25 protein-coding genes and 1 pseudogene are annotated in these 26,484 nt (G+C 62.1%); 9 read left to right on the top strand and 17 right to left on the bottom strand.

The window, feature by feature from the left end:
• The first annotated feature begins 189 nt into the window (after positions 1 to 189).
• On the top strand, positions 190 to 891 hold the full coding sequence (locus MJ606_RS11010; RefSeq protein ID WP_243049554.1) for a hypothetical protein: 702 nt from the start codon (positions 190 to 192) through the stop codon (positions 889 to 891).
• A gap of 207 nt (positions 892 to 1,098) precedes the next feature.
• Positions 1,099 to 2,058 carry a hypothetical protein gene (locus MJ606_RS11005; protein WP_243049553.1) on the top strand — a complete coding sequence of 320 codons (960 nt, stop codon included), beginning with the start codon at positions 1,099 to 1,101 and terminating at the stop codon, positions 2,056 to 2,058.
• A 60-nt stretch (positions 2,059 to 2,118) separates the two neighbouring features.
• Here the strand turns inward: MJ606_RS11005 and MJ606_RS11000 are convergent, their stop codons facing one another.
• Positions 2,119 to 2,799: a hypothetical protein gene (locus tag MJ606_RS11000; protein ID WP_243049552.1), complete on the bottom strand. Its 681-nt coding sequence runs from the start codon at positions 2,797 to 2,799 to the stop codon at positions 2,119 to 2,121.
• A gap of 411 nt (positions 2,800 to 3,210) precedes the next feature.
• Complete coding sequence (locus MJ606_RS10995; protein ID WP_243049551.1) at positions 3,211 to 3,423, bottom strand: DUF3820 family protein; 213 nt, start codon at positions 3,421 to 3,423, stop codon at positions 3,211 to 3,213.
• A gap of 668 nt (positions 3,424 to 4,091) precedes the next feature.
• Between MJ606_RS10995 and MJ606_RS10990 the strand changes: the two genes are divergently transcribed.
• Both MJ606_RS10990 and MJ606_RS10985 read left to right on the top strand, forming a co-directional pair.
• Complete coding sequence (locus tag MJ606_RS10990) at positions 4,092 to 4,520, top strand: DUF4424 family protein (protein ID WP_243049550.1); 429 nt, start codon at positions 4,092 to 4,094, stop codon at positions 4,518 to 4,520.
• Positions 4,521 to 4,532: 12 nt separating this feature from the next.
• Positions 4,533 to 5,207 (top strand): annotated as a pseudogene (locus tag MJ606_RS10985) (DUF4424 family protein); the annotation flags it as partial.
• 790 nt (positions 5,208 to 5,997) lie between these two features.
• Here the strand turns inward: MJ606_RS10985 and MJ606_RS10980 are convergent.
• From MJ606_RS10980 to MJ606_RS10970, 3 genes are all read right to left on the bottom strand, one after another.
• Positions 5,998 to 6,624, bottom strand: a complete 627-nt coding sequence (locus tag MJ606_RS10980) for a cytochrome P460 family protein (RefSeq protein WP_243049549.1) — start codon at positions 6,622 to 6,624, stop codon at positions 5,998 to 6,000.
• Positions 6,625 to 6,756: 132 nt separating this feature from the next.
• Positions 6,757 to 7,764: a helix-turn-helix domain-containing protein gene (locus MJ606_RS10975; RefSeq protein ID WP_243049548.1), complete on the bottom strand. Its 1,008-nt coding sequence runs from the start codon at positions 7,762 to 7,764 to the stop codon at positions 6,757 to 6,759.
• A 125-nt stretch (positions 7,765 to 7,889) separates the two neighbouring features.
• On the bottom strand, positions 7,890 to 8,804 hold the full coding sequence (locus MJ606_RS10970) for a LysR family transcriptional regulator (protein ID WP_243049547.1): 915 nt from the start codon (positions 8,802 to 8,804) through the stop codon (positions 7,890 to 7,892).
• Between the two features lie 264 nt (positions 8,805 to 9,068).
• On the opposite strand from MJ606_RS10970, the gene MJ606_RS10965 reads away from it, so the two are divergent.
• Positions 9,069 to 9,932 carry an alpha/beta hydrolase gene (locus MJ606_RS10965; protein ID WP_243049583.1) on the top strand — a complete coding sequence of 288 codons (864 nt, stop codon included), beginning with the start codon at positions 9,069 to 9,071 and terminating at the stop codon, positions 9,930 to 9,932.
• A gap of 85 nt (positions 9,933 to 10,017) precedes the next feature.
• On the opposite strand, the gene MJ606_RS10960 is transcribed toward MJ606_RS10965, so the two are convergent.
• Together MJ606_RS10960 and MJ606_RS10955 are read right to left on the bottom strand one after the other, a co-directional pair.
• On the bottom strand, positions 10,018 to 10,464 hold the full coding sequence (locus MJ606_RS10960) for an isoprenylcysteine carboxylmethyltransferase family protein (protein ID WP_243049546.1): 447 nt from the start codon (positions 10,462 to 10,464) through the stop codon (positions 10,018 to 10,020).
• A gap of 18 nt (positions 10,465 to 10,482) precedes the next feature.
• Positions 10,483 to 10,905, bottom strand: coding sequence for a GNAT family N-acetyltransferase (locus MJ606_RS10955; protein ID WP_243049545.1), 423 nt, complete (start codon positions 10,903 to 10,905; stop codon positions 10,483 to 10,485).
• Between the two features lie 216 nt (positions 10,906 to 11,121).
• Between MJ606_RS10955 and MJ606_RS10950 the strand changes: the two genes are divergently transcribed.
• The gene (locus MJ606_RS10950) at positions 11,122 to 11,499 is read left to right on the top strand and encodes a VOC family protein (RefSeq protein ID WP_243049544.1); all 378 of its coding nucleotides are present in this window, start codon (positions 11,122 to 11,124) and stop codon (positions 11,497 to 11,499) included.
• Positions 11,496 to 12,245, top strand: a complete 750-nt coding sequence (locus tag MJ606_RS10945; protein WP_243049543.1) for a helix-turn-helix transcriptional regulator — start codon at positions 11,496 to 11,498, stop codon at positions 12,243 to 12,245. The genes MJ606_RS10950 and MJ606_RS10945 overlap by 4 nt, the downstream gene beginning before the upstream one ends.
• 54 nt (positions 12,246 to 12,299) lie before the next feature.
• Here MJ606_RS10945 and MJ606_RS10940 read toward each other — a convergent pair whose 3' ends face one another.
• A complete protein-coding gene (locus tag MJ606_RS10940; protein ID WP_243049542.1) occupies positions 12,300 to 12,884 on the bottom strand; it encodes a cysteine dioxygenase family protein in 585 nt (194 codons plus the stop codon).
• A 215-nt stretch (positions 12,885 to 13,099) separates the two neighbouring features.
• A complete protein-coding gene (locus MJ606_RS10935; protein ID WP_243049541.1) occupies positions 13,100 to 14,452 on the bottom strand; it encodes a dicarboxylate/amino acid:cation symporter in 1,353 nt (450 codons plus the stop codon).
• Positions 14,453 to 14,649: 197 nt separating this feature from the next.
• Between MJ606_RS10935 and MJ606_RS10930 the strand changes: the two genes are divergently transcribed.
• Entirely contained in the window at positions 14,650 to 15,402 is a 753-nt protein-coding gene (locus tag MJ606_RS10930) for a DOPA 4,5-dioxygenase family protein (RefSeq protein WP_343214814.1), read from the top strand.
• Positions 15,403 to 15,627: 225 nt separating this feature from the next.
• On the opposite strand, the gene MJ606_RS10925 is transcribed toward MJ606_RS10930, so the two are convergent.
• The 8 genes from MJ606_RS10925 to MJ606_RS10890 all read right to left on the bottom strand — a co-directional run bounded on the left by MJ606_RS10925 (position 15,628) and on the right by MJ606_RS10890 (position 24,781).
• A complete protein-coding gene (locus MJ606_RS10925) occupies positions 15,628 to 17,586 on the bottom strand; it encodes a peptidase M61 (protein WP_243049540.1) in 1,959 nt (652 codons plus the stop codon).
• A 64-nt stretch (positions 17,587 to 17,650) separates the two neighbouring features.
• Entirely contained in the window at positions 17,651 to 19,132 is a 1,482-nt protein-coding gene (locus MJ606_RS10920; RefSeq protein ID WP_243049539.1) for an FUSC family protein, read from the bottom strand.
• A 21-nt stretch (positions 19,133 to 19,153) separates the two neighbouring features.
• Complete coding sequence (locus MJ606_RS10915; protein ID WP_243049538.1) at positions 19,154 to 19,561, bottom strand: hypothetical protein; 408 nt, start codon at positions 19,559 to 19,561, stop codon at positions 19,154 to 19,156.
• Positions 19,562 to 19,613: 52 nt separating this feature from the next.
• Positions 19,614 to 19,865: a hypothetical protein gene (locus MJ606_RS10910; RefSeq protein ID WP_243049537.1), complete on the bottom strand. Its 252-nt coding sequence runs from the start codon at positions 19,863 to 19,865 to the stop codon at positions 19,614 to 19,616.
• Positions 19,866 to 19,947: 82 nt separating this feature from the next.
• Entirely contained in the window at positions 19,948 to 21,480 is a 1,533-nt protein-coding gene (locus tag MJ606_RS10905) for a M56 family metallopeptidase (RefSeq protein WP_243049581.1), read from the bottom strand.
• The gene (locus MJ606_RS10900; RefSeq protein WP_243049536.1) at positions 21,480 to 21,854 is read right to left on the bottom strand and encodes a BlaI/MecI/CopY family transcriptional regulator; all 375 of its coding nucleotides are present in this window, start codon (positions 21,852 to 21,854) and stop codon (positions 21,480 to 21,482) included. The genes MJ606_RS10905 and MJ606_RS10900 overlap by 1 nt, the downstream gene beginning before the upstream one ends.
• A 112-nt stretch (positions 21,855 to 21,966) precedes the next feature.
• Positions 21,967 to 23,844 carry a KUP/HAK/KT family potassium transporter gene (locus tag MJ606_RS10895; RefSeq protein WP_243049535.1) on the bottom strand — a complete coding sequence of 626 codons (1,878 nt, stop codon included), beginning with the start codon at positions 23,842 to 23,844 and terminating at the stop codon, positions 21,967 to 21,969.
• A 316-nt stretch (positions 23,845 to 24,160) separates the two neighbouring features.
• Positions 24,161 to 24,781 (bottom strand): hypothetical protein, encoded by a 621-nt coding sequence (locus tag MJ606_RS10890; RefSeq protein ID WP_243049534.1) that lies wholly within the window; start codon positions 24,779 to 24,781, stop codon positions 24,161 to 24,163.
• 253 nt (positions 24,782 to 25,034) lie between these two features.
• Between MJ606_RS10890 and MJ606_RS10885 the strand changes: the two genes are divergently transcribed.
• Entirely contained in the window at positions 25,035 to 26,483 is a 1,449-nt protein-coding gene (locus MJ606_RS10885; RefSeq protein ID WP_243049533.1) for an alkaline phosphatase family protein, read from the top strand.
• Position 26,484 lies beyond the last annotated feature (1 nt).

Here is a 26,484-nt window from a genome sequence, read left to right as displayed (position 1 = left end):
CTCGCCATGACTTAGAAGATCACCGCCGTCGATACGGTCGGTTGCGTCCAGTCGCATCCGACGCATAGCTGACACCCATTTCATGTCCGTACCAGGCGGCTGCTTGAGATGCGCTTGGACGGTTCACCGTCCTCACTTGACCACGATCTCGTGGCCGGATCGGCCGTGCCAACGGCCATAGGAGAACTCATGAGCGATCAGAATATTCTGGTGCGTCGTCAGCGTCGCGCCCGCGCCGTCGAACTTCGTCGAAGCCCCGCCAGCTACAACGTGATCTTGACTGAAAAGGGAAAGTGGCTGAATGCCCCGGGTTCGGACTTCCTGTTTGCCTATCTGGAGAATGATTGGCCGGCAACGGTAACGGCTGCCGTCACGGCGGCATTCGAGGCCGCACTTGCGTTGTCTTCAACCATCAAGGCGGAGGTAAAGAAGACCAGCGGCCAGGAGGTCGTCAACGGCCTGTACCTCTTGAACCAGAGCGCGATGACCACGGCAATGAATGCCATTGAAGGCATGGGCCAAACCACGGTAAACCAATACTCCGAGGAAGGGTCCGGCACGGCGGTCAGCATTACCGGCGATTTCTTCTCCGCTATTCTTGGTGGATTGGGCGGCGATGTGACGCCCTTGCTTACTTACCTCACCACCGAGATGGGTGACGTCCAGGCGCAGGTGAAGAAAAGCACGGTAACGCAGAACTTCGGCACCGTGATCGGCATGATATCCGTGATGCCCGTGCTCAATGTGCCGGTAACGACCTTTCAGTACGTGTTCTCATCGCAAGAAGTCAGTACGTGGTTTGTTAGCGTGAATTGCGGAAGCGTAGAGCACCAGTCTTATGACTATTCGTACACCGTGGTTGAGTACAACTACGTTCCGCCATCGAAGTAAGCCCGTCGGGCATTGAGCGTTCGCTGGCCGGCAAGGCCGGCGAACGCGCCTACCTGCTGTAGCGCTTTGGTTCGCTACAGCCATTCGAGCCTGAATAAGCCGAACAGCCGACCGAGATACCGAGTGCCGCGCGCATCAATGGGCAGGCGACTGCTCGGCGCTGCTGGTTTGGCCATGGGTTCTTCGGCGTGATTCGATGGAGGTCATATGCTGAGTGTCAAGGTTAGTTTCTCGCTGCCAAACCCCTATCGCAACGAATTCGTATCGTTGTCCGATAGCGAGCACACGGTCGCGTTCAAGCTGGACGAGGGCACCAATGTCGCCCGCTCGGATTTTGTCGATCTCGGCGTGATTTCCTCTTTCGAGGGGCGCCGGCTGCTTGGCCAATTCAGCTTCGAATACACCTATGAGCCGGATCGACGTGTCATTACGGTCTGCGGTACCGATTTCGATTCCGCGGGGTCCATGTGTCTCACCACGGTGCCCCAGGGAACGACGGAGTATTGCCGCCAACGGAGCGCTGGCGGTGGCTTCGTGAGCGATGAACTGGCGGCCAACCCGCATTGGAACTACCTGACAACGCTGACGCCGGGGCTTCGGGATGTCTTCAGGGGCATCGTGAGAACCGTCAGTGACAGGTTGATTGACGCATTGAAAAAAGTACCCCAACTGATCGTGCAGGTTCGCAAGGATCCGCCCGAGATGTCGGCCGAGGAGCACCAGCAGTTCCTCACGGTGTATCGAGGCGGGAAATTTCTGGGTTTCCATGAGCCGGGGCGCCAGTATGGCCCCCAGGACGAAATTTTCACCGTGGATTCGGTGTTTGGCGGCGAAGTCACGCTCACTTATGGAGAGGCTTTCGCCAACGTCATTGGCAGTACCAATGATCCAAAGATCGCCGGCCTGTCATGGATACAGCTATGGGCGAATCAGTTCGGCACGTATCCCGTCGTTTGCACATCCTACCAATCCAACGGCTTCAACTGCGGGAACTCGCTGGTGGGTGGCCATGTCATTGGCGGAACCCACGCATCGATCGTTCCCCAGGGCTCGAACTCGGTATGGATACTGCCCATTTGCATACAGCACAACAATAACGACAATGTTTATATGCAGGCACTCAAGTACTTGAAAGGCATCTGGCTAAAGAACTATCTGGGCTCGTGACAGCCGAAGCATGGCCTCTTCCGGTGGAGAGCCCAACGTGGCCTCCACCTGGTGGCATCGCTAGTTGCAGCGACCGTGGTCGCTGGTGCAGATGTCGGGCGCGTCCGCTGCCTTTCTAAGCAGGGTTTCGTAAAGCGCTACGCGAAAGCGGACGCTAACTTGCAGCAGGCTCGACCAATAGCAGAGTACAAGCGCAGCCCCCAGGATTATCTCAGCCCAGCTCGGTTGCGGTGGCCAATGGAGGTCTTTGAACTGGATGTAGAGGGCGATCACGATGGGAAGCGCGCCCAGCTTTTCCAGGCTTCCAGTGAGCAACGGTAGTTTGTCTTTGAGGCGCTCATGGCGATGGGCGGCGTATTCCCCCATCGCTTCGAGTTGCTCTCTGGGAAATGTCCGCAGCCATTGAATGAGTTCGGCATGGTGAGGCATGTCGAAATCCAGCTGCTCCGCGTATTCGCAGCGCTCCTGGCGGAATCCGGGTAGCCTCCATGGGCGCTGGGGGATCACCGCGACAGCCATGGCGACGAGTTCGACGATCAACATCACCGCGGTGACCACCACGGTGTAGATCTGGTTATGGGGAAGCAGTTTGGCTAGAAGGAGCCCCGCGCCCCAGGCTGCAAACCCGATGAAATAGCCCCATTGAGTGCGCTTTGAAGCTTGCACCGACATGCTCGGATGCTGCGGTAGTGCCTCAATACGATCGTTCAACTCCCGAAAGGTCAGTTTCGCCGAGTCCATAGCTCCCCCTTTGTCGGGGTAAGCATAGGTGCGTACAGGGCTATGGCCAATAGGGCTGTCCGCTTAGCCGCAAGTGGCAAAGCGGCAACCGCTTATGCGCAGCTGCCAGTTGCCTCGCTACCTTCGGCCGGTCAAGCACGCCATCTCTCGTGGGGTTACATGGGTGACCCTTGCAGCGATGCAGTGAGGTGGCGCGGATCGCATGAGTTGCGGCTCACACGATCCGCCGAGTTGCTCAGTCATGGGCCGTTGGTGGAATGCTGGGGTCCGATGATTGCCCCGCGGCGTGTCGCGTTATGAGGACGGTGCGCCGCACCTGGACCATCCAGGGTCGTATCCGGCTGGATTACATCCCTACATGGAAATGGGTAGCTGCCTGCGCGCCCAGCGAAAAAACATGGCTGTGCGGTGTTATCGCTTTCGCAGCGGGTCGAGCAGCCCTTTCAGGCCGTTGTGATCGAGCTCAAGCGCCAATGCCAACAAGTGGCCCAGCTCACCGGGTGGAAAGCCCTTGCGCGCAAACCAGGCGAGATAGGCGCCGGGCAGGTCGGCGATCAGTCGGCCCTGGTATTTGCCGTAAGGCATGGTGACGGTCACCAGGCGTTGCAGGTCTTCTGGTTTCATGGGGCGAGCAACCGTGCGCGATACACCAATGCCTTGAACTCCGAGGCGTTCTCGCCATGGAGCACCCGCGCCTTGGTCGGCGAAGTCGCCGAAACGGCGAGGTGAAGCAGTGGCAAGTCATGCATGGTCGGGCTCGGCGGCAAGGGCCTGACTTTATTACCACTCCGCGGTGGTTTTACAAGCGTTGCGGCCGACGGACGATAGCCAGCCGTACATCCCAGATGGACCATTTGGAACGCAAAGGCACAGGCCGGCTCAGGTTCATTAGCCAACAGGCAGTGATGCCACCGCTCCGGTTGAGGCGACCGTCTTCAGGGATGCTTTGAACAAATCACTTTCGCCGCGCTGCCGATTCGAGTGATGTTGAGCCGGCGCCGAAGATGATGACGCCACGAAGAACCCACCTTGCATCAGGTGACGTTGCGCCCGTGAATGAGCCACGAGCAAGCCGAGGTCGACCGCGAAACCCTGCGAGGCGAACGGACGCTGTTCCATCGGAGCGGATCGGTCGAGGCAATGGTACATCTTGAGACCGCACCGAGCCGGCCGTCTTTAGGGCGCGTCTTATGTTTTGGATGCAGGGCCATGCATACGATGCGCACCGACAAAGTGAGGCGACAGTTCGCCTGATCATGTTGGTCTGCAAAGTCCGGAGAATCCAATAACCTATGAAGATCTTATTGAAACGCATCGCCCCCTGGGCGAGCGCGGCGATTCTCGGCTTGATGATGTCGCCCATATCTGCAAGCGACATTTCAATAGCTACGCCAACGGGTGGGTTGAGCCTATCTGATAGCAATGGTCTATCACTCGAAGCGGAGCATTTATCGATATCGCCTACGCATATCCACATCGAGTACGTCATTCGCAATGAAGGCGATCGCGACATTGTTCGCGAAGCGGCTTTTCACTTGCCGGCCTTTGACCGCGCGCCACTGGAGCAGGAAAACGCTCTGGACGGCGCCGACGTCAACAATCCACTGGCCCTGGTGGTAACGGTGGATGGCAAATCGCAAGCCGTGCGTACTGACAAAAAAACCATCGCCCCTGGGCAGGGCATGGTTTCGCCAATCAAGGTAACGCGTACATGGACGTAAACATTTCCTGCGGGCCGAGAGCTGACCATCGCACTGGATTACGAGGCGGCAGGGGGTGTCAATGCCATCTACCCCGTGTCGGCCAGCGACGCGCAGGCGGTCTGCATGAGCGAAGCGGCACGCAAAACCTTTAGTGATCGCACCAGCAATGCCAATGACCCCCAGTACGATGTCAAGCTGGATACGTCAAAGGACTCGCTGCCTGGCGGGCCGGTGAAGCACTTTACACTGGTGCTGGACAAGGCCACGCCCAAGGATCTGGTGTCGGTATGTTTTCCAGGGGCTCTTCAGAAGGAATCGAGCACCCGCTTCGTCGCCGAACGTGATGACTTCACTCCACCGAGCACGCTACGGGTACTGTTTCTCACAGCGCAGTTGCCAGAGCCAGCGATCCACGCCAATTCATCTTCCGCTGCGATTGGCAGGGATCAGGCACGCGACTTGATCTTTGCGGCACTTGGCAAACACCCGCTTTCATCCGTGCCGCTCAAGTGTATGGATATCCTTGACGGCGATGTTGACGTCGACCGCTGGGTATTCGATGTCCACGAAAGGCATGATGCCACTTGCGCTGGTGACCCGCATACTTGGCCGCGTCTGTTTTCCATCCGAGTCGACAAGCATGGCGGCGCGCTTAGCACCGACTATGACGACCCCGATCTTGATTTTCACTCGATGGCGCAATAGTTGAAGCCAATCAGGAGTGGGGCGCCAGGGCTATTTGTGAAGAGGCCCGCTAAGGTCGCCTTCTCCAGCTTGTGCGGAGTTTATTCGCGCATCGTGAGCACCCACGAGGAAATTCTTCTTCAATTCGTTGAATGACGAGTCCGCCGCGCTATCGCAAGGTGAGCAGGGCAGTTTTTTGCCAAGTAATTCTCACCACAGCAGGCATTTGATTCCTAGACCAGAACCCCAACGGGGGTTTCTGCTTCGGGACGCCAGCGCCTTGCTGCTAGACGTCGCCTGTGAACATGGCGCTGTTGGGTACGGCGTCCTCATTGGGCTTGATACGAACGAAGCCGGTTTCTACGAATGTGAAGGGCATGACTATCTGACCTGGCTCGCCGAGGAAATTAACTTCTCCGCTCCAGCTGTGCGGGGTAGTTCCTCGCCTTACAGGGCGAGAAATATTCGGCAATCGCTGGGTGGAGAAGTTCTGGCCGCCGTTCTAGCCTGGCGAGTTTCGCAAACCGACAGATGAGCCGACCGCTTCAGAGCTGGCGCCGGGAACATGGGATGCAGATCAGGAACAAGCATATGACCGACGATATGGAAACCTGGCTTATCGACATGGGCGGCGAAGTCATTTGGAAAAGTCGTCGCTAGGGATGGATTTCTGCGTAACGTCTACGGCGGCTAAGGGCGCCCTTGGTATCGTACGCATGAACTGCGGCGTTACTGTGCAATCGTTCTGGCATCGGCGCTCAATTGTTCGGGGTTTTTCACCCGCGGGGCGATGGTCGTTGGCGGCAAGGAATCAATGCACGGTCTTGGCAAGCTCCGCCTCGTCCCTGAGATAGGCCTCGCTGAGCGTGGCTTGTTTCCTGGCGATAGGCAGCAAGGTGGGGTAGAACTGCGTGAAGGTAGTGTCCACTGCGCCGTGATCGCGATGGCATGCGTAGCAGGCTGCCGTTGTCGGAATTTTCGAGGCGGGGGCGCCGTCCTCGATATCGAAGAATGCCCAGCCACCGTCGAAACGCGCCTTGTCCTTCACATGCATCTCCATGCCTTTGACGTCGCCGCTTTGGAAGTGGCCGCGATGATTGATCGAGCCTTTGGCCGATGATCCGCGAACCTCCAGCACGAACTGCGTCTTGTCCGGCCACGTACCGGTTTGGAGAAATACGCGGTAGGCCTCCGGGTTGACGAAGACATTGTCGAACACGGGGTCGGGCGAGGCGTTGGCTTTTTCGTTGTAGCTCATATCCAGGCCGGAGCTCAAGAACACCCACTCGCGATAGTCGGCAGGCGGAATCAGTTTGCCGTCTGCCGTATAGGTGGGTTCATGCGCGCCGGTTGTTGGGCCATCGGCAAATACCACCACCGGCAGTGCGGCGGCCGCGATGACAAGCAGGGCGAGCTGTAGAAACGTTGGCTTGACCATGTCACATATTCCTTGGTGGATTGGCGCCCGGCCGCGGTCGGGCCCGAACCCGGTCGATGGCGGTTCGTGCGGCGGGATAAGTGGATGGATTTACGAAACGCGGAGGTACGCGCTATGGCGTGGAGATAAGCTTCATGCCTGTTGCCGCCGGGTTGATCCTGCCGGGGCAGGGGGTGTGGGACCAAAGCGCTGGCAATAAGCGCTGGGTGAAACAGAAAAGCGTCGTTCGAACGCGCGGCGGAACGCATCGGCGCTTTGGTATCCCGCGGCGCGGGCGATGGCATCGATACGCAGGCCTTGCATCAGCAAGGTGCGCGCATGGTCCAGCCGCATGCGTTCGACGAATTTCGCCGGCGGCTCGCCAAAGGTCTGCGTGAAGCGCCGCGTGAGATTGCGCTGGCTCATGCCTGTGCGTTCGGCCAAGGCCGTTACCGAAAGGTCCGACCGCGGGTTGGCCAGCATCCACGCCAGCAGGCCACCAAATTCACCGGCGGTGCGTTGCTGCAACTGCAGGGGTTCGGAAAACTGTGCCTGATCGCCGGCCCGCCGGTAGTGCACCACCAGCTGCCGCGCACAGGCGATGGACACTGCCTCGCCCAGGTCGTCGGCAATCAGCTTCAACGCCAGATCGATGCCTGCAGCAATGCCCGCCGACGACCATAGGTTGCCGTCGTGCACATACAGCACATCCGCATCGACATGAAGCTGCGGGAAGCGCTTGCGCAACTCGTTGGCGTACTTCCAATGGGTGGCGATGCGCAGTGGGCCGTTCGCCAGTTCCGCTGCCAGGAACGCGCCCGTGCAGACACTGACCAGCCGGCGACTGTGGCGGGCGATGGCAAGCAGGGCTTTGCGCTGTGTATCGGACAACTGCAGCGACCGCGCGCCGCAACCTCCCGGGATGATCAGCGTGTCCGGCCGAAGATTGCTGTGCACGCTGCGATCCGCCACCACCCGCGTACCGTTCTCGGCCCGCACTATTTCGCCATCCAGGCTCCACAGCTGCAACCGATAACTGCCCGGCACCAACCCATTGGCAGCATCGAACGCATCCAGCGGGCCAAACACATCGAGCGCCTGAAACCCCTCAAAGAGGATCAGTGCAACCGTCCGTTCCCGTGTCGATGCCATAGGTTTCATGCCCGAAGTCTGCGGGCTGCGGCATTTGGCGTAAAGGACAGAAATCAGACCATTTGGGCCAGGGTTGGTTGGCCTGGCGTGTCTGCCATCGGTCTTCCTTCATGGCATCGAAAGAACGATACCGGTCACCCGCGGCCGGGAGGCATTCGGTGGCCTATATCCGATAACGCCTGTCGCAGCAGCGGCACGGCGTGATCGATGAACGCGCGCAACGCCGCGTTGTGTCGAGGGATGGCGTGGAACACCAGCTGGGCCGGAATGGTCTTCGGTTCAAAGTTTGGCAGCACGGGCACCAGGCGCCCTTCGACTACAGCGTCGACGATCTGGTAGCTCAACGCCTGGCAGATGCCACTGCCACGCATCGCTGCATCAACCGCGGCGCCCGCGCTGTTGAGCATCAGGCGCGGCTGGACGGCAATGGAAAAGGGTTTGCTTCGCGGCAAGCAGCGATCGACGAAGCGCCATAGCTCCTGGTCATGACCATCGGCGCCGATGCAGGCGTAACGCTGGAGATCTTCCGGGTGTACCGGGGCGCCGAACCTGTCGATATAGGCGGGCGATGCGCAAAGCATTTTCCTGAGTTCGCCAATGCCGACGGCCTTGACGCTGGAATCGGCCAGCCGGGCAATGCGCACCGCGGCATCCACGCCTTCATCGACCAGGTTGACCAGGCGATTCAACAGAAGCACACGCATGCGTACCCCGGGATGCGCCGCGAGAAAGCTCTCGACGACCGGCATCACCTTGAGCCGGCCAAACAGTTCCGGTGCGGTGATGGTCAGCGTTCCTTCGACGCGGCCTTCGATATCGGAGGGTGTCTCTGCTTCCTCCAGCTCCGCCAGAACCGTGCGATAGACCGCAAGGTGCCGCTCGCCGCTCTCGGTCAGCTTCAGGGTTCGCGCGCTTCGATGCAGCAGGCGTTCTCCCAGTCGGCCTTCCAGTAGCGCTATGGCGCGCGTCACCGTGGCCGGCGACTTGCCGAGAACACGCGCGGCGGCGGCCAGCGAACGCTGCTCCACCACGGCGACGAAGATCTGCATAGCGTCCAGACGATCCATGCTTTCACTTCATGAAATGATTTGTTGCATCATGGCTCACTTATTGCTCAATTGGAAACTATCTATGCTGGCCTCGGTGAACTGACGGAGGCGGCAGAGATGTCCATGCGTGACGGTTTCAATCGACGGTCGTTTTTGGCGGCGGCCGGGCTGGGGTTGGTGGCCGCTGCCGCCGGGGCGGACGATGCTCCGCAGAAGTTTCCCAAAGCACAGAGCCAGGCAACGCCGCGAGGCAAGGTGAACGACATGTCCGTACGATTTGGCACCCAGCAGGTAGGTGATGTCACGGTGTTCTATCGCGAAGCCGGTCCGGCGGATGCGCCGGTGTTGCTTCTGCTTCACGGCTTTCCGACATCGGGCCATATGTTTCGGGACCTGATGCCCGCGCTTGCGGATCGCTATCGCGTGATAGCGCCGGATCTGCCGGGTTTTGGCAACACCAAGGCGCCGCCGCGAGGCTCCTTCGACTACAGCTTCGACAAACTTGCCGAAGTGATCGGCGGATTCGTCGACGCGCTGGGCCTGGCGCGCTATGCCTTGTACATCTTCGACTATGGTGCGCCGACCGGACTGAGGCTTGCGATGAGGCATCCGGAACGGGTGAGCGCGATCATCACGCAGAATGGCAATGCCTACGAAGAGGGCCTGAGCAAGGATTGGGGCCCGTGGCAAACCTATTGGCGTGATCCGTCGCCGCAGAATCGCGAGATATGCCGCGCCTCGCTGACGGATGAAGCCATCCGCTTCCAGTATCAGCACGGTGCGCCGGCGGGACTCGTATCACCCGATGGCTACACGCTCGACACTTTTTACATGCACCGCCCCGGCGCGCAGGACATCCAGCTGGATCTCGTGTTGAGCTACCGTACCAATGTGGCGTTGTATCCAGCCTTCCAGCGCTACTTCCGTGAACATCGCCCGCCGCTGTTGGCGGTATGGGGCAAGAATGATCCGTTCTTCATTCCGCCGGGCGCTGAGGCCTACAGGCGCGACTTGCCGCTCGCCGAGATCCATTTTCTCGATACGGGGCATTTCGCTTTGGAGACTCACCACGCCGAGATTGCCGAGCGGATGCGTGACTTCCTTCATCGGAACGGGGTTGGCGGGTAGCCAGCGCCATGGGCGGGCGCGTGTCGACCAGGGACGATGGGAAATGGGCGCGTGGGGGGAATGCGGGCATCGGTAGTTTCTGCGATCAAAGCCATCGGCGCACTCCGGACCTGTAGTTCAAGTAGTCACCGGAGAAGCGCTCTGTCAGAGCCTGCTCCTCTGCCGGGATCTGGACGCGGTCCAGGTAGATTGCGAAAAGGAGGGCGCCCAGCAGGCCCGGCAGATTGCCCAGGTATATGGCCAATGCGAAGAGCTGCATGACCCGGCCGAGATACATGGGATTTCTGCTCCATCGGTAAGCCCCCGCGCGCACGATCACCGTCGTAGAACCAGGTGTCATCGGATTTACCGTGGTCCCTTGGCGCACGAATAACCCCTTGGCGCTCACATCGAGGGCTGTGCCAAGCGCGGCCAGCAGCAGCGCGCAACACGAGGCAATGCCATTAGGTAGCCAGATCGGCTCAAGGATCCGGGATGTCGCCAAGGTGGATAGCGCGATCGATACTGCCAAAGCCGGCGGTGGAATGCTCACTTCCCTGTCTCTTCCAAGTCATTGCGGGACGTGTATTTTAGGGCGGAAGCGGGCATTGCGAAGTTCCAGAATCTGCGACCCTTCGGTAGCTGGTTCGCCGGTCGGCTCCCATCCCAAGGCGCGATAGAAGCCATGAGCGCGCTGCGCCGGATCGAAGGGAGCGGCGAGCCAGATCCGCTCGGCACCTGCAGATCGCAGCCAGTCGACGACCAAGGAGAGAAGCTTCCTTGCAATCCCCTTGGCTTGGTAGGCGGGAAGCACCGAGAGCCCCAGTATCTCCCCGGTCTGCGCATCGCCCGCGCAGTGGCCCACAACCCGGGCATCATCTACACACTCCCAACTTCTTATCCGGCCGTTCGCGACATAAGGATGCACGGGCTCGTCACCATGCGAGTCTCGCCAGAGGTCTTGCAAACGCGCTTCGCGAAATTGCAGCTGCATCGTGGCTGTGATTTCCCAGTAGCACCCTGCAAACGTCGATCGTGGACGAGGTTCGCCCCGGGTCGCGGAAACAGATATTCCATTGCCTGGTGTTCCAAATCGCCGGAGGGTCATACATCGTGGCGCGTGGCGGTGCGTTTCTGTCATATTTTCGAATGCACGCCATTATTGGCGCAGATATGCTGGATGTCGATCTGACTTGAAGAGGTATGCCACATGCCTGCCATTTTTCGCCACTTCGCCATCAATGCCGACGACGTCGGCCGCGCAAAGATCTTTTACGAGGGAGTCTTTGGCTGGCGCTTCCAGCCATGGGGACCACCGGGCTTTTATCAGGTGAAGGACGCTGGCACCGGATTGCTGGGGGCGCTTCAGGAGCGCCGGGACATCGTCCCTGGCGTGCGCATGGTGGGATATGAGGCAAGCTTTGGCGTAGTCGATCTCAAGGCGACGATCGCCGCCATCGAAGCGGGCGGGGGGAAGATCGTCATGCCGCCGTACCGCATCGATGGCGTGGGTGAACTCATCTATTTCGAAGACACCGAAGGCAATCTCGTTGGCGCGATGCAGTACGACCCGGGGGTCTTCGATTGATTGGCGATGCCGACGGCTTGGATATCCGCACGCTGGCGGCGACCTTTCACGCCGGTACGTGGTTACAAGAGCATCGTCATGCCTGGGGGCAGCTTATCTTTGCGGCTACCGGTGTCATGCAGGTAATAACCGGGGATGCCACCTGGCTTGTCCCGACCACGCGGGCCATATGGTTGCCGGCGGGTATCCAACATGGCATCAAGATGCAGGGCGACGTCGCGCTTCGCACGATTTACATCAGCGCACACCGCGCTGCATCGTTGCCTGTGACACCGGTCGCTTTGGAAGTAGTGCCCCTGCTTCGCGAGTTGATCCTGCATATCCTGAAGATCGGGATGCTGGCGCCGACGCAGCCGGCACACGAGCGCCTCGCCGGCCTGCTTGTCGATCTATTGCTGGAGGCTCGAAGCGAAGACATGATGCTGCCGCTTCCGCGCACCGCCAGGGCCCTGAAGCTTGCTCAAATGCTGCTGAATGCGCCGGGCGAGAACCAAGAATTGCCCCAGCTGGCAAAAGATGTCGGTGCCAGCTTGCGCACCTTGCAACGACTATTTCCGCAGGAAACGGGCCTCACTATTGAAGGCTGGCGACAGAAGGCGCGGCTGATCCATTCCGTCACGCTCCTCTGCGCCGGCGACAGTGTGGCCCGCACCGCGCTCGAATGCGGCTATCTGAGCCTGGCCTCCTTCAGCGCGGCCTTCAAAAAACAGTTCGGGATATCACCGAGCCGGTATCGCTTGCGATAGCCCGCCGCGTGGGCGGGAAATGCCGGCATGTCGGTGCATCGCCAGAATCCGCGACTACGCGGGCAGTTCGTTACGAATGGACTGGTGCAGTTGCCACGACCATCCCTCGCCTTCGGCATGGAAGCTTCGGTACCAGTCGAGGCTGCCGCCGTAGACATGCAGGCTGAGGGCGGGGCGGTTCTTGGACAGGTTGCGGCAACGATGCGCATAGTCCGCATCGGAAAATACCAGATAGTCGCCGACGCCCGCGATCAATGTACTCCGAGGTTCCAAGTGAATGGCCGGCTCGGGCGTCAGCACGAAGGACTCCACCTCGAGCACGCCGTCGAGCACGTACTCCAGCCCCCACAAACCCTGATGGTCGTGGACCGGGGTGGCATGACCCGGCGGCCACAGGATCAACAAGGCTTCGTACGGGCCCGGTCCATCGACACCGAGCGGCATGCGCCGATAGGCCGGCAAGGTGCCGTTTGGCGAAAGATCCGCCGTGCGGGGGCAGCCCTGCCAGGTGGAGGCCGGCGAAAGCGCCTGGGCAATCGTGGCGACGTCCATCGCCTTGCCTGGATGAATGCAGGCATCGATCGTCGCAAGAACTCGTTTACTCCAATCCCCGATGGAAGTCGTGGGCACGTCGGACATGGAAAACTCACTGTGTTGGCGTACTCGGTGCGTAGGCAACCATAGGTATCGTTAAAGACCTGCTAGAAGATCGTGCGCAGGTGCAACAACGTCATGCACGTCTGGTTATGTCTTCGTTGCCGGGGTGCGGTTTGGTGCATCGGTCGACGGCGATCCCGGCCTGGCCTCGATGTGATCGGCGGGAAAGTGCGCGACGGGGGGGCTGGGGCAGTCGATCAGGACGGCTCCTCTGGCGGAGGCGTGGCAAGCTGCCCTTCCCAGGAAGCCACCGCGGCGGCGGCCACGGAGTTGCCCACGATATTCGTCGCCGAGCGCCCCATGTCCAGCACGTGGTCGACCGCCAGCACGAGTGCCATGCCGCTTTCCGGCAGATGAAAATAGGGCAGTGTGACTGCGATGACCGCTATGGCCGCCCGCGGCACGCCGGCCAGCCCCTTGGTCATGAGCATGAGCAGCCCGAACAGCGTGATCTGCTGTGCCCACGTGAGATCGATGCCATAGGCCTGCGCGATGAACAGGATGGCAAACGTGCAATACATCATCGCCCCGTCGAGATTGAACGAGTATCCGAGCGGCAGCACGAAGCTGGCGATGCGTCGCGGTATGCCAAAGGCCACCAGCTCTTCCAGCAGGCGCGGATAGGCGGCCTCGGAGGAAGACGTGGCGAACGCCAGCAGCAGCGTCTGCCGGATATCGGCAAGCAGTCGAATACTGCGCGACCCTATGATCAGCGTCAGCGCCGCGATCAGCAGCAACCACAGTACGCCAAGGGAGAGATAGAACCCCGCCACGAAACGCGCGTAGGTTCCCAGCATGCCGATGCCGTGGACAGCGATCGAGCTGGCCAGGGCGGCGAACACTGCCAGCGGCGCCGCCTTCATCACATAGTCGGTCACCCTGAACATGACGGCCGCCAGCTGCTCGACTAGCTCGACGAACCGTGCTGCCTGCTCCTTCAGCGAGGCCGCCGCCGTGCCTATGAACAGCGAAACCACCACCAGCTGCAGCATCTCGTTGCCGGCCATTGCCTCGACGATCGAGCGCGGGACCAGGTGCGCCATGAAATCCGCGAGGGCAGGGCGCGGCCCATCGGCGCCACTGGAAACCCCTGCGGGGATTTGCGCAAAGCCGGGCATGGCGTGCAGGGCCGCTCCCGGCTGCAGCCCATGCGCCATCAACAGGCCAACCGTGAGCGACACCCAGGAGGCGGCGATGAACCATGCCAATGCCTTGATGCCGACACGCCCGATCTCCGACACGCCGCCCATGCGCGTAATCGCCGAGACCAGCGAGGCGAACACCAGCGGCGCCACGATCATCTTGATCAGCCGCAGAAACGCCTCGGTGACAAGGGCGAGGCGTGCCGCGACGGCAATCGTCTGCTCGGGTGCCAGCGAGCGATGGCATGCCCAGCCAACGGCGACACCAAGCAGCGTCGCCGCCACCAGCGCCAGGGTGAGCCACCGCTGCCCCATGGCCAACGGCAGCCACGTCTTGCGCTCAGTCAATGCTAGAAACCTCCCCTTGCATGGACCAAGAGTACCGCAGCCAGACGCCTGGATGTCCAAACACGATGTCACCATCAAGCGCCCCGATTGGCATATAACCAGGCGTTCTACCGATATGCGAAATGCTCATCTGCGCGAATCTTCCCATTCGTCGCATTGCGGTTATTTCTATGGCCGAACCTATGTATCGACCCACGCGGGCCGCAAGAGACGGCGAACACCGCGCGTCGCTTGCGCTACCCATCACAGGACTCCCCATGAAGAACATCACGACATCCCCTGCCGACAAGAATACGGTCGACACACCGCCCGTGGACGAAGCGGTGGATCGCCAATGGGCCGATCTGCTGTCGCCCGCGCGGCGGCAGTTGATGCGTGACACAGGGCTTGCGGTAGGTGCCTTCGCGTTGGCCGGCCTGGCTGGTCCCGTCCTTGCTGCAGACGCCAAGGCGCCTACGGGCATTCCCGATGCGGGCAAGAACTTCGCGGAGCCGCCTCACAAGCCTGGCGAAAGCCCATGGGGATACGACACCTACAAGCAGCCCACACCAAGACCGGCGGGCGTGCGGCCCGGCGAAAGCCGGCTCCCTGCCAAGCCGCGGGCATACACCGATATCAAGAGCTATCACGCGCACATTTATTTCGACGAGGACAGCTACGAAAAGGCCGCGCTGATTCGGCGATGGTCCGCGGAACGCTTCCTGGTCGAACTGGGCGACTGGAATACCGAACCGCGTGGGCCGCACACCACGCCGTCGTTCTACTTCGGCTTCACCACCGACCTTTTTCCGAAGGTGGTTCCCTGGCTGCAGCTCAACAGCCTTGGGCTGACGATATTGATCCACCCCAATACCGTGGACCCTCGCGCCGATCATCTGTACTACGCGCTATGGGTCAATCGCAGCCAGCCGGTAAATGCCTTCGACTGGCCCACGCTTGAGCAGCGCAAAGAGCTTACCGTGGAGCAGATCTATCCCAATACGAAGCCTCATGTCGAGCTTGAGACATGAGGCGCCTGGCAGCTATTGGCCTGGTGCCTTCGTCGTCGTACAGCCGATAGGGCACGCTGCTTAGCGCGGCGTGTTTGGTTTCGCCGGCGACCAGGGGCCAAGCAGAAAGCCCCTTTGCTGCTAGTGCGTCAGCATGCCCAATGGCTTTCGCGAAGCGGGATCGGCTGCCCGAAAAAAGCGCAGGTGCTGACCACCTGCGCCTTGCTTCGTCTACATATCGGCAGATTACTTGCGCGGCGCGATGATCTCGCTCAGGTAATCGGGCGTGCCGTTCACGCGCACCAGGTGCGGGTACTGCAGGCCGTCGTGGTAGTCCACCGGCACCGTGCGGTAGCTGCCCTGGTACTGCAGCAGCAGCTGGATCGGTGCCTTGCTGTCCTTGGCTGCCGCGATGGCGCTCTTCAGCACATCGTTCGAATAGGTCTGGCCGTTCACCGCCACCAGGGTGGCGCCGGTGCTGACGCCGGCCTTGAACGCCGGGCCGTTCCAGCGCACGTCGTTGACCTGACCCTTGTCGTTCATGGTCAGGCCGATGGACCAGGCGAAGTTGTACAGATGGCGGGACGGTTCGGACCGGCTGTTGTACTGCTTTTCGTAGGCGCTTTCCTGGTCGGTATAGACCAGCTTCCAGCCGGTGGCGGCAATGCCGTTTTCCAGCGGCGGGTTGAGCGTGCCGACGCGCTGGTGCAGGAAGCTGGCCCAGTCGAACGGGGCCACGCCATTCAGTGCCGCCACCACGTCGTCGAAGGTATAGGTCTTGGTGACATAGCTGCCGTTGTCGACGCCGAAGAACGCGCGGGCGAAATCGTCCAGCGATTTCTGGTCGTGGGTCAGCGCGCGCAGTTTGGCGTCCACTTCCAGCCACATCATCTGGCCGCCGCTGTAGTAGTCCTCGCTCATCTGCCAGCTGCGGTACGGCAGGCTCGAACGGCGGGCCGCGGTCGGGTCGTTGGTGGTGTCTTCGAGCGTGCGCCACTGGAAGCCCACGCGGTTGCGGTCGTAGTTGGCCGCCACCATCGCCAGCGCATCGAGGAATTCCTGTGGCGACCACATGCCGGCGCGCGCGGTCAGCACGAAGCCCCAGTACTGCGTCTGGCCTTCGTAGACCCACAGCAGCGAATCGCCCATCGGTACGTTGAAGTTGGGCGTCCACAGGTCGGCCGGGCGGCGGAACTTGCCGTTCCACGAATGCGTGTACTCGTGGGCCAGCAGGTCGCGGTCGGGCGCGGCGTCCTTCCATCCGGTGAAGTAGTCGGTGCCGAGGCCGTCCTCGCTGGACTGGTGATGCTCGGTACCGTTGCCGCCCAACTGCTCCGACAGCGAGAACAGGAAGTCATAGTGGTCGTAGTGGTGCGAGCCGAACAGTTTTTCCGCCTGGGTGACCAGGGCGCGATGCACCGTCAGCTGCTCGGGTGTCATCTCCAGGTACTTGGGCTCGTCGGCGACGATGTCCAGGTGCACCGGCGTCTTGCCGCCCGGATTGAGATCCACCCGCTTGAAGTACAGGCCGGCGTAGATCGGCGAATCGACCAGGTTGTTGTACGTCACTGGCTTGAAGGTGACGGTGTCACCCGATTGCGAAGCCGTCTCCAGCGCGGTGCCGAACTGCCAGCCGTGTGCGAAGGTGACGCTGGGTGCGAAGGTGATGCCGCGCGAAAAATAGCCAGCCGGGTACAGCGACACCTTGCTCCATTCCATGTCCATCATGCGGTCGGTGATCTCGAAGCCTTCGCTGTCGGTACGGCCCGACAGGTACTGGAAGTCGGCATCGATCGAGGAGACGCCTGCGGGCACGTCGAGATGAAACGCGTACACGTCGTACTTGTCGCGCTTCCACATCAGCGGCTGGCCGTTGGCGGTGAGCTTGAGGCCGGCGAGCATCGCGATGGGGCCGGTCGGCGAGTGATCGCCGGGAATCCACTGCGGGTACAGCAGGGTCAGTGCGCCCGGCTTCACCGGGATGGTTTCATGGACGCGGAAGATGCCTTGCGCGGTGTCGCTGGCGTCGACATGAATATTCACCGTGCCAACGTAGGGCGCGTCCTGCGGTGGCGGCACCTCGGCGGCACGCGTTTCCTGGGCGAACGCGGTGCCGGCCGCAAGCGCTGTCGCTATGGCTATCGCAAGGCGTGAAAACGTACGAAGCGTGACAACCTGCGAACCAGCGGAAGGGACACGGGACATGGGGCAAAGCTCCGGCAAGCGAGTGGGTAAACCCGCAACTTAACACCACCGGTGCCGGCCAGGGCTAGAGGGGAGGGGCCTTGGCTTGAGCGGGTTCGGTCCTATCGCAAGGGGGTGGCTCATGCAGTGAGCGATGCAACGCTTGCAGGGCCGGCAACATGTCCGCAGGATCGCGCATCGCCTTGCGCGCCGCCCCCACCGCACGGCGTACCCCGCCTGGCATTTCGCCCTTTTCGATCAGTGCGACAGCGGGGGCGCGGCATGCCACCAGCGTGTCCACCCAATCCGCCGGCTGCGCTGCACGGAAGCGTCGCGTCACGAAGCGGCTCGCGTGGAAGGCAGGGCGTACCTGTTCCAGGCCAGCGATGGCCGCGATGAACGCATCGGGCGTTCGATGCGGCGTGGCCGGGTCGAGCGCTTCGGCAAGCGCGGCCAGGGCATCGGCAAGGCGCCGGCGCAGCACGCCGGTAGACCTTACCGGCAACACGAACCACGCGCTGGCGACACCGATGATGGCGCCGATGGCGATTTCCTCCAGGCGCGGCCAAAGCATGTGCAGTGCCGGCGTACCGGCAAAGCCCTGCAGCAACGCCAGGGCGATGGTGACGAACAGCGCCCACCAGGCATAACTGATCGGCCGCAGCCATACACCCAGAAAGACCACGAGCAGAATCATCACTGCCGTTGCCGTGTCATGGGACCCAAGGTGGGCACTGAGCACCAGGGCGGCCAGCGTGCCGCTCGCGGCGCCGAGCACGCGCAGCACGCTCTTGTAGGCCACATCCAGCCGCCCGCGATTGCCGCTGTTGACGATGAAGGCGGTGAGTACGATCCACGCCCAGCGCTCGGCGAAGAAGGCGTAGCCGACCACGAAGGACACGGCGAGCGCGACCGCCATCTGGATCGCCATGCGGGTGGATGCCACCGGGCGCAGGGCGCCATCGCGGGGAGGCGCGGGCATCGTCACGGTGGATGGCGGTGGGCGAACGGGCGTTTGCGACGGCGCCAGAAAATTCAGGCGACGGGCCAGCGCATGCAAGGCACTGACCCATAGCAGTGCCAGCAAGGCGACGATGACCGGTATCCACACGGCCAGCATATGGCTGACCTTCGTCGAGGGGATGTAAGGCGTGCTGAGCAGCGCAACAAAGGGCAGGGCGATCAGCGAGCCGGCCCGACTCGCCATGGAGCCAAACCGGCGCAGCCAGATCGAGAGGAACATGCCGCCGGTAAAGACGGCAGCGCCGATCCATGGTGCCGATTGCAACAGCAGGCCGACACCCACCGCAACCAGCGCCACCGCTGGCAGCGCCACGGCCGCCTCGATCCTGCCCTGGCGATCGCGATCGAGGTGGCTGCGCGAAAGCGACAGGCACAGCACCACCGCCAATACCGCCGGGCCCGGCTCGGGATCCAGCGCCAACGCACACCACAGGGTGCCGATGGCGGCCAGCATCGTTACGACCGCTTCCCGCCCTGCGCGCCGGAGTGCGGCGATGTCGATGGTCGCGCCAGGCGTACGTTGCTGCATTGGCTGATCTTCCATGCTTGTGACCCTGTCACCCGGTTAGGCCAGGGGATGCCCCGCGGTCACGGTGAAGTGATAGCTCAATGCGATATACACCAGATACAAGGCCAGGCCTGCCTGTCCACCACGACACAGGAAAGCGTGGAATGCGCTGAGCGATGCGTCCACCAGAACATTGTCGCTCGGCGGCATGCCGAGGCGTGGCGCGCCATGACGGTTCCATAGCCGGGTCAGGCAAGGAACGACCCATTGGTTGAACACGGGAGCAAGCCATACGGCGCATTGGAGTTCAACAAGCAGTAGCGCGCCATCAAGACCCAAGGATCCAAGCAGGTCGAGGATTGGCGCAATGCCCTGAAGTTCAGGATGCATCAACAACATCACCGCCGCCGCTGCAATAAGCAGACGCCAGATCAGTCCCCACCATGTCGGAAAGCGGCGTTTCATAAGAGAGATTCCTTTCCTCAAGAGCCACGTGCTTGTGGACATGAACGTTGGACTAGCTTCTACCGCCCGAGCGCCACCTGGGTGGCTCGCCCTTGAGCCAGCAGATGGCCAGGAGCAAGAGGGTGAGCACGCCAGCGCCAATGACGAATGCGGCGTGTTCGTTCTTGGGCGGGAACACGTTGCCGAGCACGGCCAGGGCTGCAATATAACCTGCGAAGACCAGCCAGCCCTGCCAGGCGCTGGGAAGGCCCCAGCCCCAGCCGTAGGTCTTGGCAGGAAACCAATATTTTTTCCGGTTATCCATGCGTTCTCCTTGAACCACGGTGATCGTATCGGGTGGAGCACCGGCGCCTGGTGCCGTTGGACGTCTTTGTTCGGTCGTGGATTCAGGGATGCCGTGACGCACTCACGATCGTTCCCGTCGAGTCGATCATGAAGAGCACTTCTTCCGTGCCGTGTTCATGGCGGACGATGTATTTGTCCCAGCCCTGATTGGTGACGCCAGCAAATTCGTAGGAGGTCATGGGCCCCAGTTTGGCGAGGTATATCTCACGCTGGGGTTTCTGTTCGTGCCGCGCCTGCGCCAGTGCGGGCGACATGCCGGTGGCGTCGTCCTGTTCGCTCAGCAGGCGATGGAGTGCCTTGTCGCTGCCGGGGAAGGGCTGCTGCGCACTGACCCGCGCAGCCAGGGCCGCCGAGATCTGGTTGGCCACCACGTCACTGACGCGCGACGCGGTGATGTCGCGGCCATTCTGGTGAAGCACCAGGGCCGTGGCCTGGCCTTGGGCTTCCGCGACGAAACTGATCTGCGCGTTGACCACCTTGGCGGCAAAGGTCGCGTTGCCGATGGGGATGAACGCCACTGGCGACTGGCCGCTCAGCTGTACGGACAACTGCGTGCCGTCCGGCGTGACCTTCACGACCGACAGGTCATTGAGTTTGTAGTTGCCTGCATAGCCGGCAAGTGGCCCGACATGAGCGATGGCGGGGCTGGCGGCGTTGGGCGGACTTACCTGCGCGGCAAACGCAACCATGCCTATCGACAGGCAAACCAGGGCCGTCGCCAATGCGCGCGTCCACTTCGTTGGCTTGAGCAACATGATGCTTATCCTTTGTTCGAGAAACGACTTGGATTCCGACATGGCCGTCACCGCGCCCAGATAGGCCGACTGGTTCTGTCCCACATCGATCAGGGTTTCGCAGTACGCCTTGATGTTGCCGCCGCCACGCAGCACGCGAGCATCGCAATCCACCTCGATGGCGCGGCGCAGCCGCAGCAGTTGCCACCACAGCGGAACATTCCACGGCATGACGACAAGCAGGCAGAGCGCCAGGGTGAGCAGCTGCGGGTCGTGTGCATCCAGATGCGATTGCTCGTGCGCCATCACCCACTGCTGCTGCGCAACCGGCGCTTGCATCAGCCAGATCGGCACGACAATCTTCGGACGCAACAGGCCGACGACCGCGGGCCCGACATCAGGGGTGACAAGGACGGGCTTGCCGCCAAGCTTCGCCTGCTTCCAACGGCGCTTTCGCCGATGCAGCATCACGGCGCTGAGGCAGAGCGCCGCCAGGAGTACGGCAGAGGAAGCCGCCCACAGCCGGGGCCATAGCGCATGGGTGTGACCAGGCAGGAGCGGTGCATCGTCCGAGCCAAGATCGATGATCGCGGCCGGCAACGGCACGGAGGTGGCATTGCGCAGCACCACGGGTATCGAGGGCGTGGCCGGCTTCATGAGATCAGGCACCTGCACCGATACCGAGGCCATGATGGTCGGTAGCAACAGCGACGCGAGCAGGGCCGCCGCCCAGACCCATCGCCCCGGCGATTGCCGTCGCCGCGCCGCATGTTCGGCAACCAGCGCGGCCACGCTCAGCGCGATGGTGACAACGATCACGTAGATCATCCAGGCAAGCATCACGGCTTCTCCTCGTCGGATCGTTCCGCCAGCAGCTTGCGCATGCGCTTGAGCTGATCGGGTGTCAGTTTCTGGTCGGACACCAGCTGCGAGAAAAGCAGTTCGGTGGAGCCCTTGAACAACTTGTTGGTCAGGTGGGCCAGGGCATTCTTGCGCGCCGCCTGTTGCTTGATGCTGGCGAAGTACCGATGGCCGCGGCCTTCCTCGTCATGCGCCACATAGCCCTTGGCTTCCAGCGTGCGGAGTACCGTCAGCACGGTGGTATAGGCCAGCTGGTCGGTGAGCCGCTCGCGCACCTCGGCCACCACCGAGGGGCCATGCTCCCATAGCACCTGCATGACATCGGCTTCGCGATCAGTAAGGGATATCTTCATCGCAACCGCCTACTAAGGGTTTAGTAGATGGTAACGCCGGGCGACGCCTTGTCAACTATGTCTTTAGTAGATAGGGCGGGCCGGCGCCGCCGCTCACCGTTGGCAATGCCGGCTAGATCGACACCTGCCGCCCGATGTCCACGACCTGGTCGGGCGGCACATGGAGGTAGTCGGTCACGCGGGCGCTGTTGCGCAGCAGGACGTTGAACAACCCTTCGATCCAGCGTGGCAGGCCGCGACCATCATCGCGCGGCACGATTTTCTCCATGCCGATGAAATAGGTCAGCTCGTGGGTTTCGATGGGGCAGCCGCGCGTGGCGATCAGCGACATCAGGGCCGGCAGGTCGGGTTTCTGCATGAAGCCGTAGCGGGCGGTGATGACCCAGAAGTTGGGCGCCATCTCGGCCATGCTCAGCCGGTCTTTCGCCGCGATGTACGGCGTGGACGCGACATCCAGCGTGACCGCCAGTACCCGCTCATGCAGCGCGTGACTGTGCCGCACGTACCACTGCATCACCGGTGGCGTATTGGCTTTGGCGCGGGTGAGAAATACGGCGGTACCCGGCACACGCGATATCCTGGCCTCGGCAAGGTCGGCGAAAAAGCTATCGATGGGCACCGGGTTTTCGCCAAGCCGCAGGGCGACGGCGGTAATGCCTTTGTGCCATACGTACATGATCGTGTAGACCATGGCGGCGAGTATCAACGGCACATAGCCGCCGTCGAACAGCTTCATCATGTTCGATGCAAAGAACGATGCGTCCACCACGAAAAACAGGCCGGCAATGGCGCCGCTGATGGCCAGGTTCCATTGCCAGATTTCGCGCATGGCGATAAACAGCAAACCGGTGGTCATCAACATGGTGGCGGACACGGCGATGCCGTAAGCGCCGGCAAGGTTGTCCGACTTGCCAAAGCCCAGCGCCAGGCCGATGGTCACCAGCATCAACACCCAGTTGACCCCACCGACATAGATCTGGCCGTAGCCTTCCTGCGAGGTCTGCCGAATCTTCAGCCGGGGCATCCAGCCGAGCTGGATGGCTTGCCGCGTCATCGAGAACGCGCCGGTGATGATCGACTGGCTGGCGATGATGGTGGCGACGGTCGACAGGATGATCAGGGGCAAGGTGAGCCACGGCGGGCACAAGCGATAGAAGATGTTGCCTTCCGTCGGTGCGCCGGCCAGTACGATGGCGCCCTGGCCCGCGTAGTTGAGCACCAGGCTGGGAAACACCAGGGTGGACCACGCCAGCTTGATCGGGCCTGCGCCGAAGTGGCCCATGTCCGCATACAGGGCTTCGGCGCCGGTGACGCACAGAAAGACGCCGCCCAACACCAGGAATCCGCTGCCGCCGCCATTCACCAGATAGTGGATGCCGTAGTACGGGTTGAGTGCCCACAGGATGGCCGGATGCTGCGTGATGCCCCATAGCCCCAGCGTGGCCATGGTCAGGAACCAAAGCGCCATGATGGGGCCGAAGGCCCGTCCGATCTTGGCGGTGCCCATCGGCTGCAGCGCAAACAGCGCCAGCAGGATGACCACGGTGAGCGGCAGCACATAATGTTGCAGCGATGGCGCGACGATGTTCAGGCCCTCCAGTGCCGATAGCACGGAGATGGCCGGCGTGATGGCGCCGTCGCCGTAGATCAGCGCGGCCCCGAACAGGCCGGTCGCGACGATCAGCGGGCGCTGATGTCGCTTGACGCCGAGCAAGGCCATCAAGGCGAGGATGCCGCCTTCGCCGTCGTTGTCGATGCGCATGGCGAAGCCGGCGTACTTCACCGTGGTGACGATGACCAGCGTCCATACCAACAGCGAGATCACGCCCAGTATCGTCGGCGCGGCATGGCCACCGGTCAGGTCGAGCACGGTCTTGAAGGTGTAGAGCGGACTGGTGCCGATGTCACCGAAAACCACCCCGAGTGCGCCGACGCTGGCAGCCAGCAGGGCAGGTTTCTTCCACGGTTCGGACGTGCTGGAGTGGGTCACGGCTTACCTGTTCGACGGCCCGGTTGAGAGAGACAGCGTACGGCAGTCTATCGAGATGGGGTGACAGTTCCGTCGACCTGGGTTGGTCGCAAGGAATCGCGATCGTGGTGGCCGGCGCCGCTTGGCGTTTACTTTTACGACTTGGAGTGGGCCGTTCGCGCATGTTGGGCCGCGCACAGCGCATGACGCCTGGCAAAGACGGTTCCGCGAAGAAACACGCATGCCCGGTGAGGAATGCGATGAACGGACAAAAGATACGTACGTGGATGACGGCCGCCGTTTTGCTCGTTGGCGGATCGTCCCTGCGCGCCGCCGATCAGGCCGCCAGCGCGTCGGTGTAGGCGAGCGAGAGCGCGGCGTTGACCGTGCTGGCCATCTGTTCGGCCAGTTCGGCGTAGCTGCCTGCGCGCGGCACGCGCACGCGCTTGGGGGCGGTGGCCAGCAGGTCGACATGGTGGTGCATGCCGGCATCGGCGACGCAGGCGAACAGGCAGGCGCGCGGTGAATCGAGGAAGACGCGCATTTCGATCCGCAGCGTGGCGGCGAATGCGGTTTCTTCCTGCGGAACCACCATGATGGAAAGCGAGCGGTTGCCTTTGCGACGGAGCAGGCGCAGGCATTCCTCCAGCTCGATGACCAGCTGGTACCCCGAGGGAAGTTCCAGGTCGCGCAGCAGAATGGGCTCCATCTGGGCCACCATTTTGCGCACCTCGTTTTCGATGCGTCCGAGAAAGCCCACCCGCAGCTCCTGGCGCGTGTAGCGCACCGGCATGGTGGACACCTGGACATCGTTCTTGCGTACCAGGGTGGAATGGTTGACGCGGGTAAAGCTCAGGCCAGCGGCTTCGTAGCTCTGCTTGGCATTGGCTCCGCTGATTCCGCCAAGCGCGGCCCAGGCCGCTTTGAGATAAGTGATATTGGGCGCCGGTTGCAGCATAGGTTTCCCACCTTGAAGAATTCGCCTGAAGCGTGCCGTGGGGCACGCGCCGGAGCGGCCTCGTTGCCGTGGCATACCGTGTTATCGGCGCCCGGGCGACAAACTTCAGTGCGTGTGACGGCGTGGTCGTCATGGCCTCCGCGCGCCGGGCAAGATGGCGGGGTAACGCCATCGACATGCGCCGATGCTGGAATGGCCCTGGCCTCGATGGCGGCATGCAACTGCGCACTTCGCGAAGGGAAGGTGGCACGACATGTCCAACACAAGCGCCGATCCGCTGGCGGCGATCAACCATATCGTCGTACTGATGCTGGAGAACCGGTCGTTCGATCACATGCTCGGTTTCCTCTATGCGGACAGCGGCAACGTGTCGACCGCCGGCCAACCGTTCGACGGGCTGACGGGCACGGAATCCAATCCTGGCGCCAATGGTGCGGCGCCGGTGACGGTGTTCAAGATTCCGCCATCGACGACATCCACCTACTTTCAGCCCGGGGCCGATCCGGGCGAGGGCTATAGCGCCACCAACGCACAACTGTTCGGCAGCGATACGGCGCCGACGCCCGCGGTGGCGACCAATCAGGGTTTTGTCGCCAACTTTGCCTACACGCTGGGTTGGGAAGCCACGGAGAAGTGGTCGATCCTCAGCGGCACGGTGGCGGCGGACATCATGGGCATGCATACGCCGGATACGCTGCCGGTGTTGTCTGCGTTGGCGCGCGGCTTTGCGGTATGCGATCACTGGTACGGCTCGGTGCCCACCGAAACGCTGCCCAATCGCGCTTTCGTGCATGCGGGCACCTCGCAAGGGCATATGGACGACACCACCAAGTCGTTCACGGCGCCGACCATCTACACCTCGCTCAGCAAACGGGGCGTGTCATGGATGATCCATGGCTACGATGCGGACCCGCTGACGCGCGTGACCTTCACCGACCTCGTCGGTGCGCCGGATGCCAGCTTCGGCCAGTTCACGGATTTCCAGGCGGCCGCGGCGAAGGGCACGCTGGCGTCTTACACCTTTCTGGAGCCGAGCTGGGGTTCCAGCGGCAACAGCCAGCATCCCAACTACGATGTCGCACTGGGCGAGCAATTGATCCATGACGTGTACGTCGCCCTGCGCAACAGCCCGGCGTGGAACCAGACCCTGCTGATCATTACCTACGACGAACACGGCGGCTGTTATGACCACGTGCCGCCGCCCCTGGGCGCAGTGCCGCCGGATGCCACGGCGGGCGAGCATGGTTTCGATTTCAAGCGGTTCGGCCCGCGCGTGCCGACCGTGCTGGTCTCGCCGCTGATTCCCGCGGGCACGGTGTTGCGCGTGCCCGATGGCGCCACGCCGTTCGATCACACCTCGATACTGCGCACGGTGGAACAACGCTGGAACGTACCGGCGTTGACGGCCCGCGATGCCGCCGCTCCAACGGTCGGGGCTGTGCTCAGCCTTGCGGCACCGCGCACGGACGATCCGCTCGCCGGCGTCGTGGCGCCTCGCTCGACAGGCGCCAACCCCGCGGCGGGCCAGCCGTCGCATTTGCAGCAGGTGTATGCCGCGCTGGTGGCGCAGCTGCCGGTGCCTGGCCAGGCGGAAGGCTCCCAGCCCGAGCTGACCGCGCTGCACACGGAAAGCGACTACCACGGCTACATTCGCCGTCGCCTTGAGGCATGGAAGGCTGGGCGTCGCCACGGGCAGGCATGAC

Origin of the sequence: Dyella sp. RRB7, assembly GCF_022761115.1 — a bacterium.
In the GTDB taxonomy this organism is placed as follows: domain Bacteria; phylum Pseudomonadota; class Gammaproteobacteria; order Xanthomonadales; family Rhodanobacteraceae; genus Dyella.
The sequence above is the reverse complement of the archived record's forward strand: the minus strand, read 5'-3'. Positions and strand labels throughout refer to the sequence as shown.

Coding starts and splice junctions, on each gene's coding strand:
- MJ606_RS11010 (WP_243049554.1), top strand. CDS start 190: ATGAGCGATCAGAATATTCTGGTGCGTCGTCAGCGTCGCGCCCGCGCC.
- MJ606_RS11005 (WP_243049553.1), top strand. CDS start 1,099: ATGCTGAGTGTCAAGGTTAGTTTCTCGCTGCCAAACCCCTATCGCAAC.
- MJ606_RS11000 (WP_243049552.1), bottom strand. CDS start 2,799: ATGGACTCGGCGAAACTGACCTTTCGGGAGTTGAACGATCGTATTGAG.
- MJ606_RS10995 (WP_243049551.1), bottom strand. CDS start 3,423: ATGAAACCAGAAGACCTGCAACGCCTGGTGACCGTCACCATGCCTTAC.
- MJ606_RS10990 (WP_243049550.1), top strand. CDS start 4,092: ATGAAGATCTTATTGAAACGCATCGCCCCCTGGGCGAGCGCGGCGATT.
- MJ606_RS10980 (WP_243049549.1), bottom strand. CDS start 6,624: ATGGTCAAGCCAACGTTTCTACAGCTCGCCCTGCTTGTCATCGCGGCC.
- MJ606_RS10975 (WP_243049548.1), bottom strand. CDS start 7,764: ATGAAACCTATGGCATCGACACGGGAACGGACGGTTGCACTGATCCTC.
- MJ606_RS10970 (WP_243049547.1), bottom strand. CDS start 8,804: ATGCAGATCTTCGTCGCCGTGGTGGAGCAGCGTTCGCTGGCCGCCGCC.
- MJ606_RS10965 (WP_243049583.1), top strand. CDS start 9,069: ATGTCCGTACGATTTGGCACCCAGCAGGTAGGTGATGTCACGGTGTTC.
- MJ606_RS10955 (WP_243049545.1), bottom strand. CDS start 10,905: ATGCAGCTGCAATTTCGCGAAGCGCGTTTGCAAGACCTCTGGCGAGAC.
- MJ606_RS10950 (WP_243049544.1), top strand. CDS start 11,122: ATGCCTGCCATTTTTCGCCACTTCGCCATCAATGCCGACGACGTCGGC.
- MJ606_RS10940 (WP_243049542.1), bottom strand. CDS start 12,884: ATGTCCGACGTGCCCACGACTTCCATCGGGGATTGGAGTAAACGAGTT.
- MJ606_RS10930 (WP_343214814.1), top strand. CDS start 14,650: ATGAAGAACATCACGACATCCCCTGCCGACAAGAATACGGTCGACACA.
- MJ606_RS10925 (WP_243049540.1), bottom strand. CDS start 17,586: ATGTCCCGTGTCCCTTCCGCTGGTTCGCAGGTTGTCACGCTTCGTACG.
- MJ606_RS10920 (WP_243049539.1), bottom strand. CDS start 19,132: ATGGAAGATCAGCCAATGCAGCAACGTACGCCTGGCGCGACCATCGAC.
- MJ606_RS10915 (WP_243049538.1), bottom strand. CDS start 19,561: ATGAAACGCCGCTTTCCGACATGGTGGGGACTGATCTGGCGTCTGCTT.
- MJ606_RS10910 (WP_243049537.1), bottom strand. CDS start 19,865: ATGGATAACCGGAAAAAATATTGGTTTCCTGCCAAGACCTACGGCTGG.
- MJ606_RS10905 (WP_243049581.1), bottom strand. CDS start 21,480: ATGCTTGCCTGGATGATCTACGTGATCGTTGTCACCATCGCGCTGAGC.
- MJ606_RS10900 (WP_243049536.1), bottom strand. CDS start 21,854: ATGAAGATATCCCTTACTGATCGCGAAGCCGATGTCATGCAGGTGCTA.
- MJ606_RS10890 (WP_243049534.1), bottom strand. CDS start 24,781: ATGCTGCAACCGGCGCCCAATATCACTTATCTCAAAGCGGCCTGGGCC.
- MJ606_RS10885 (WP_243049533.1), top strand. CDS start 25,035: ATGTCCAACACAAGCGCCGATCCGCTGGCGGCGATCAACCATATCGTC.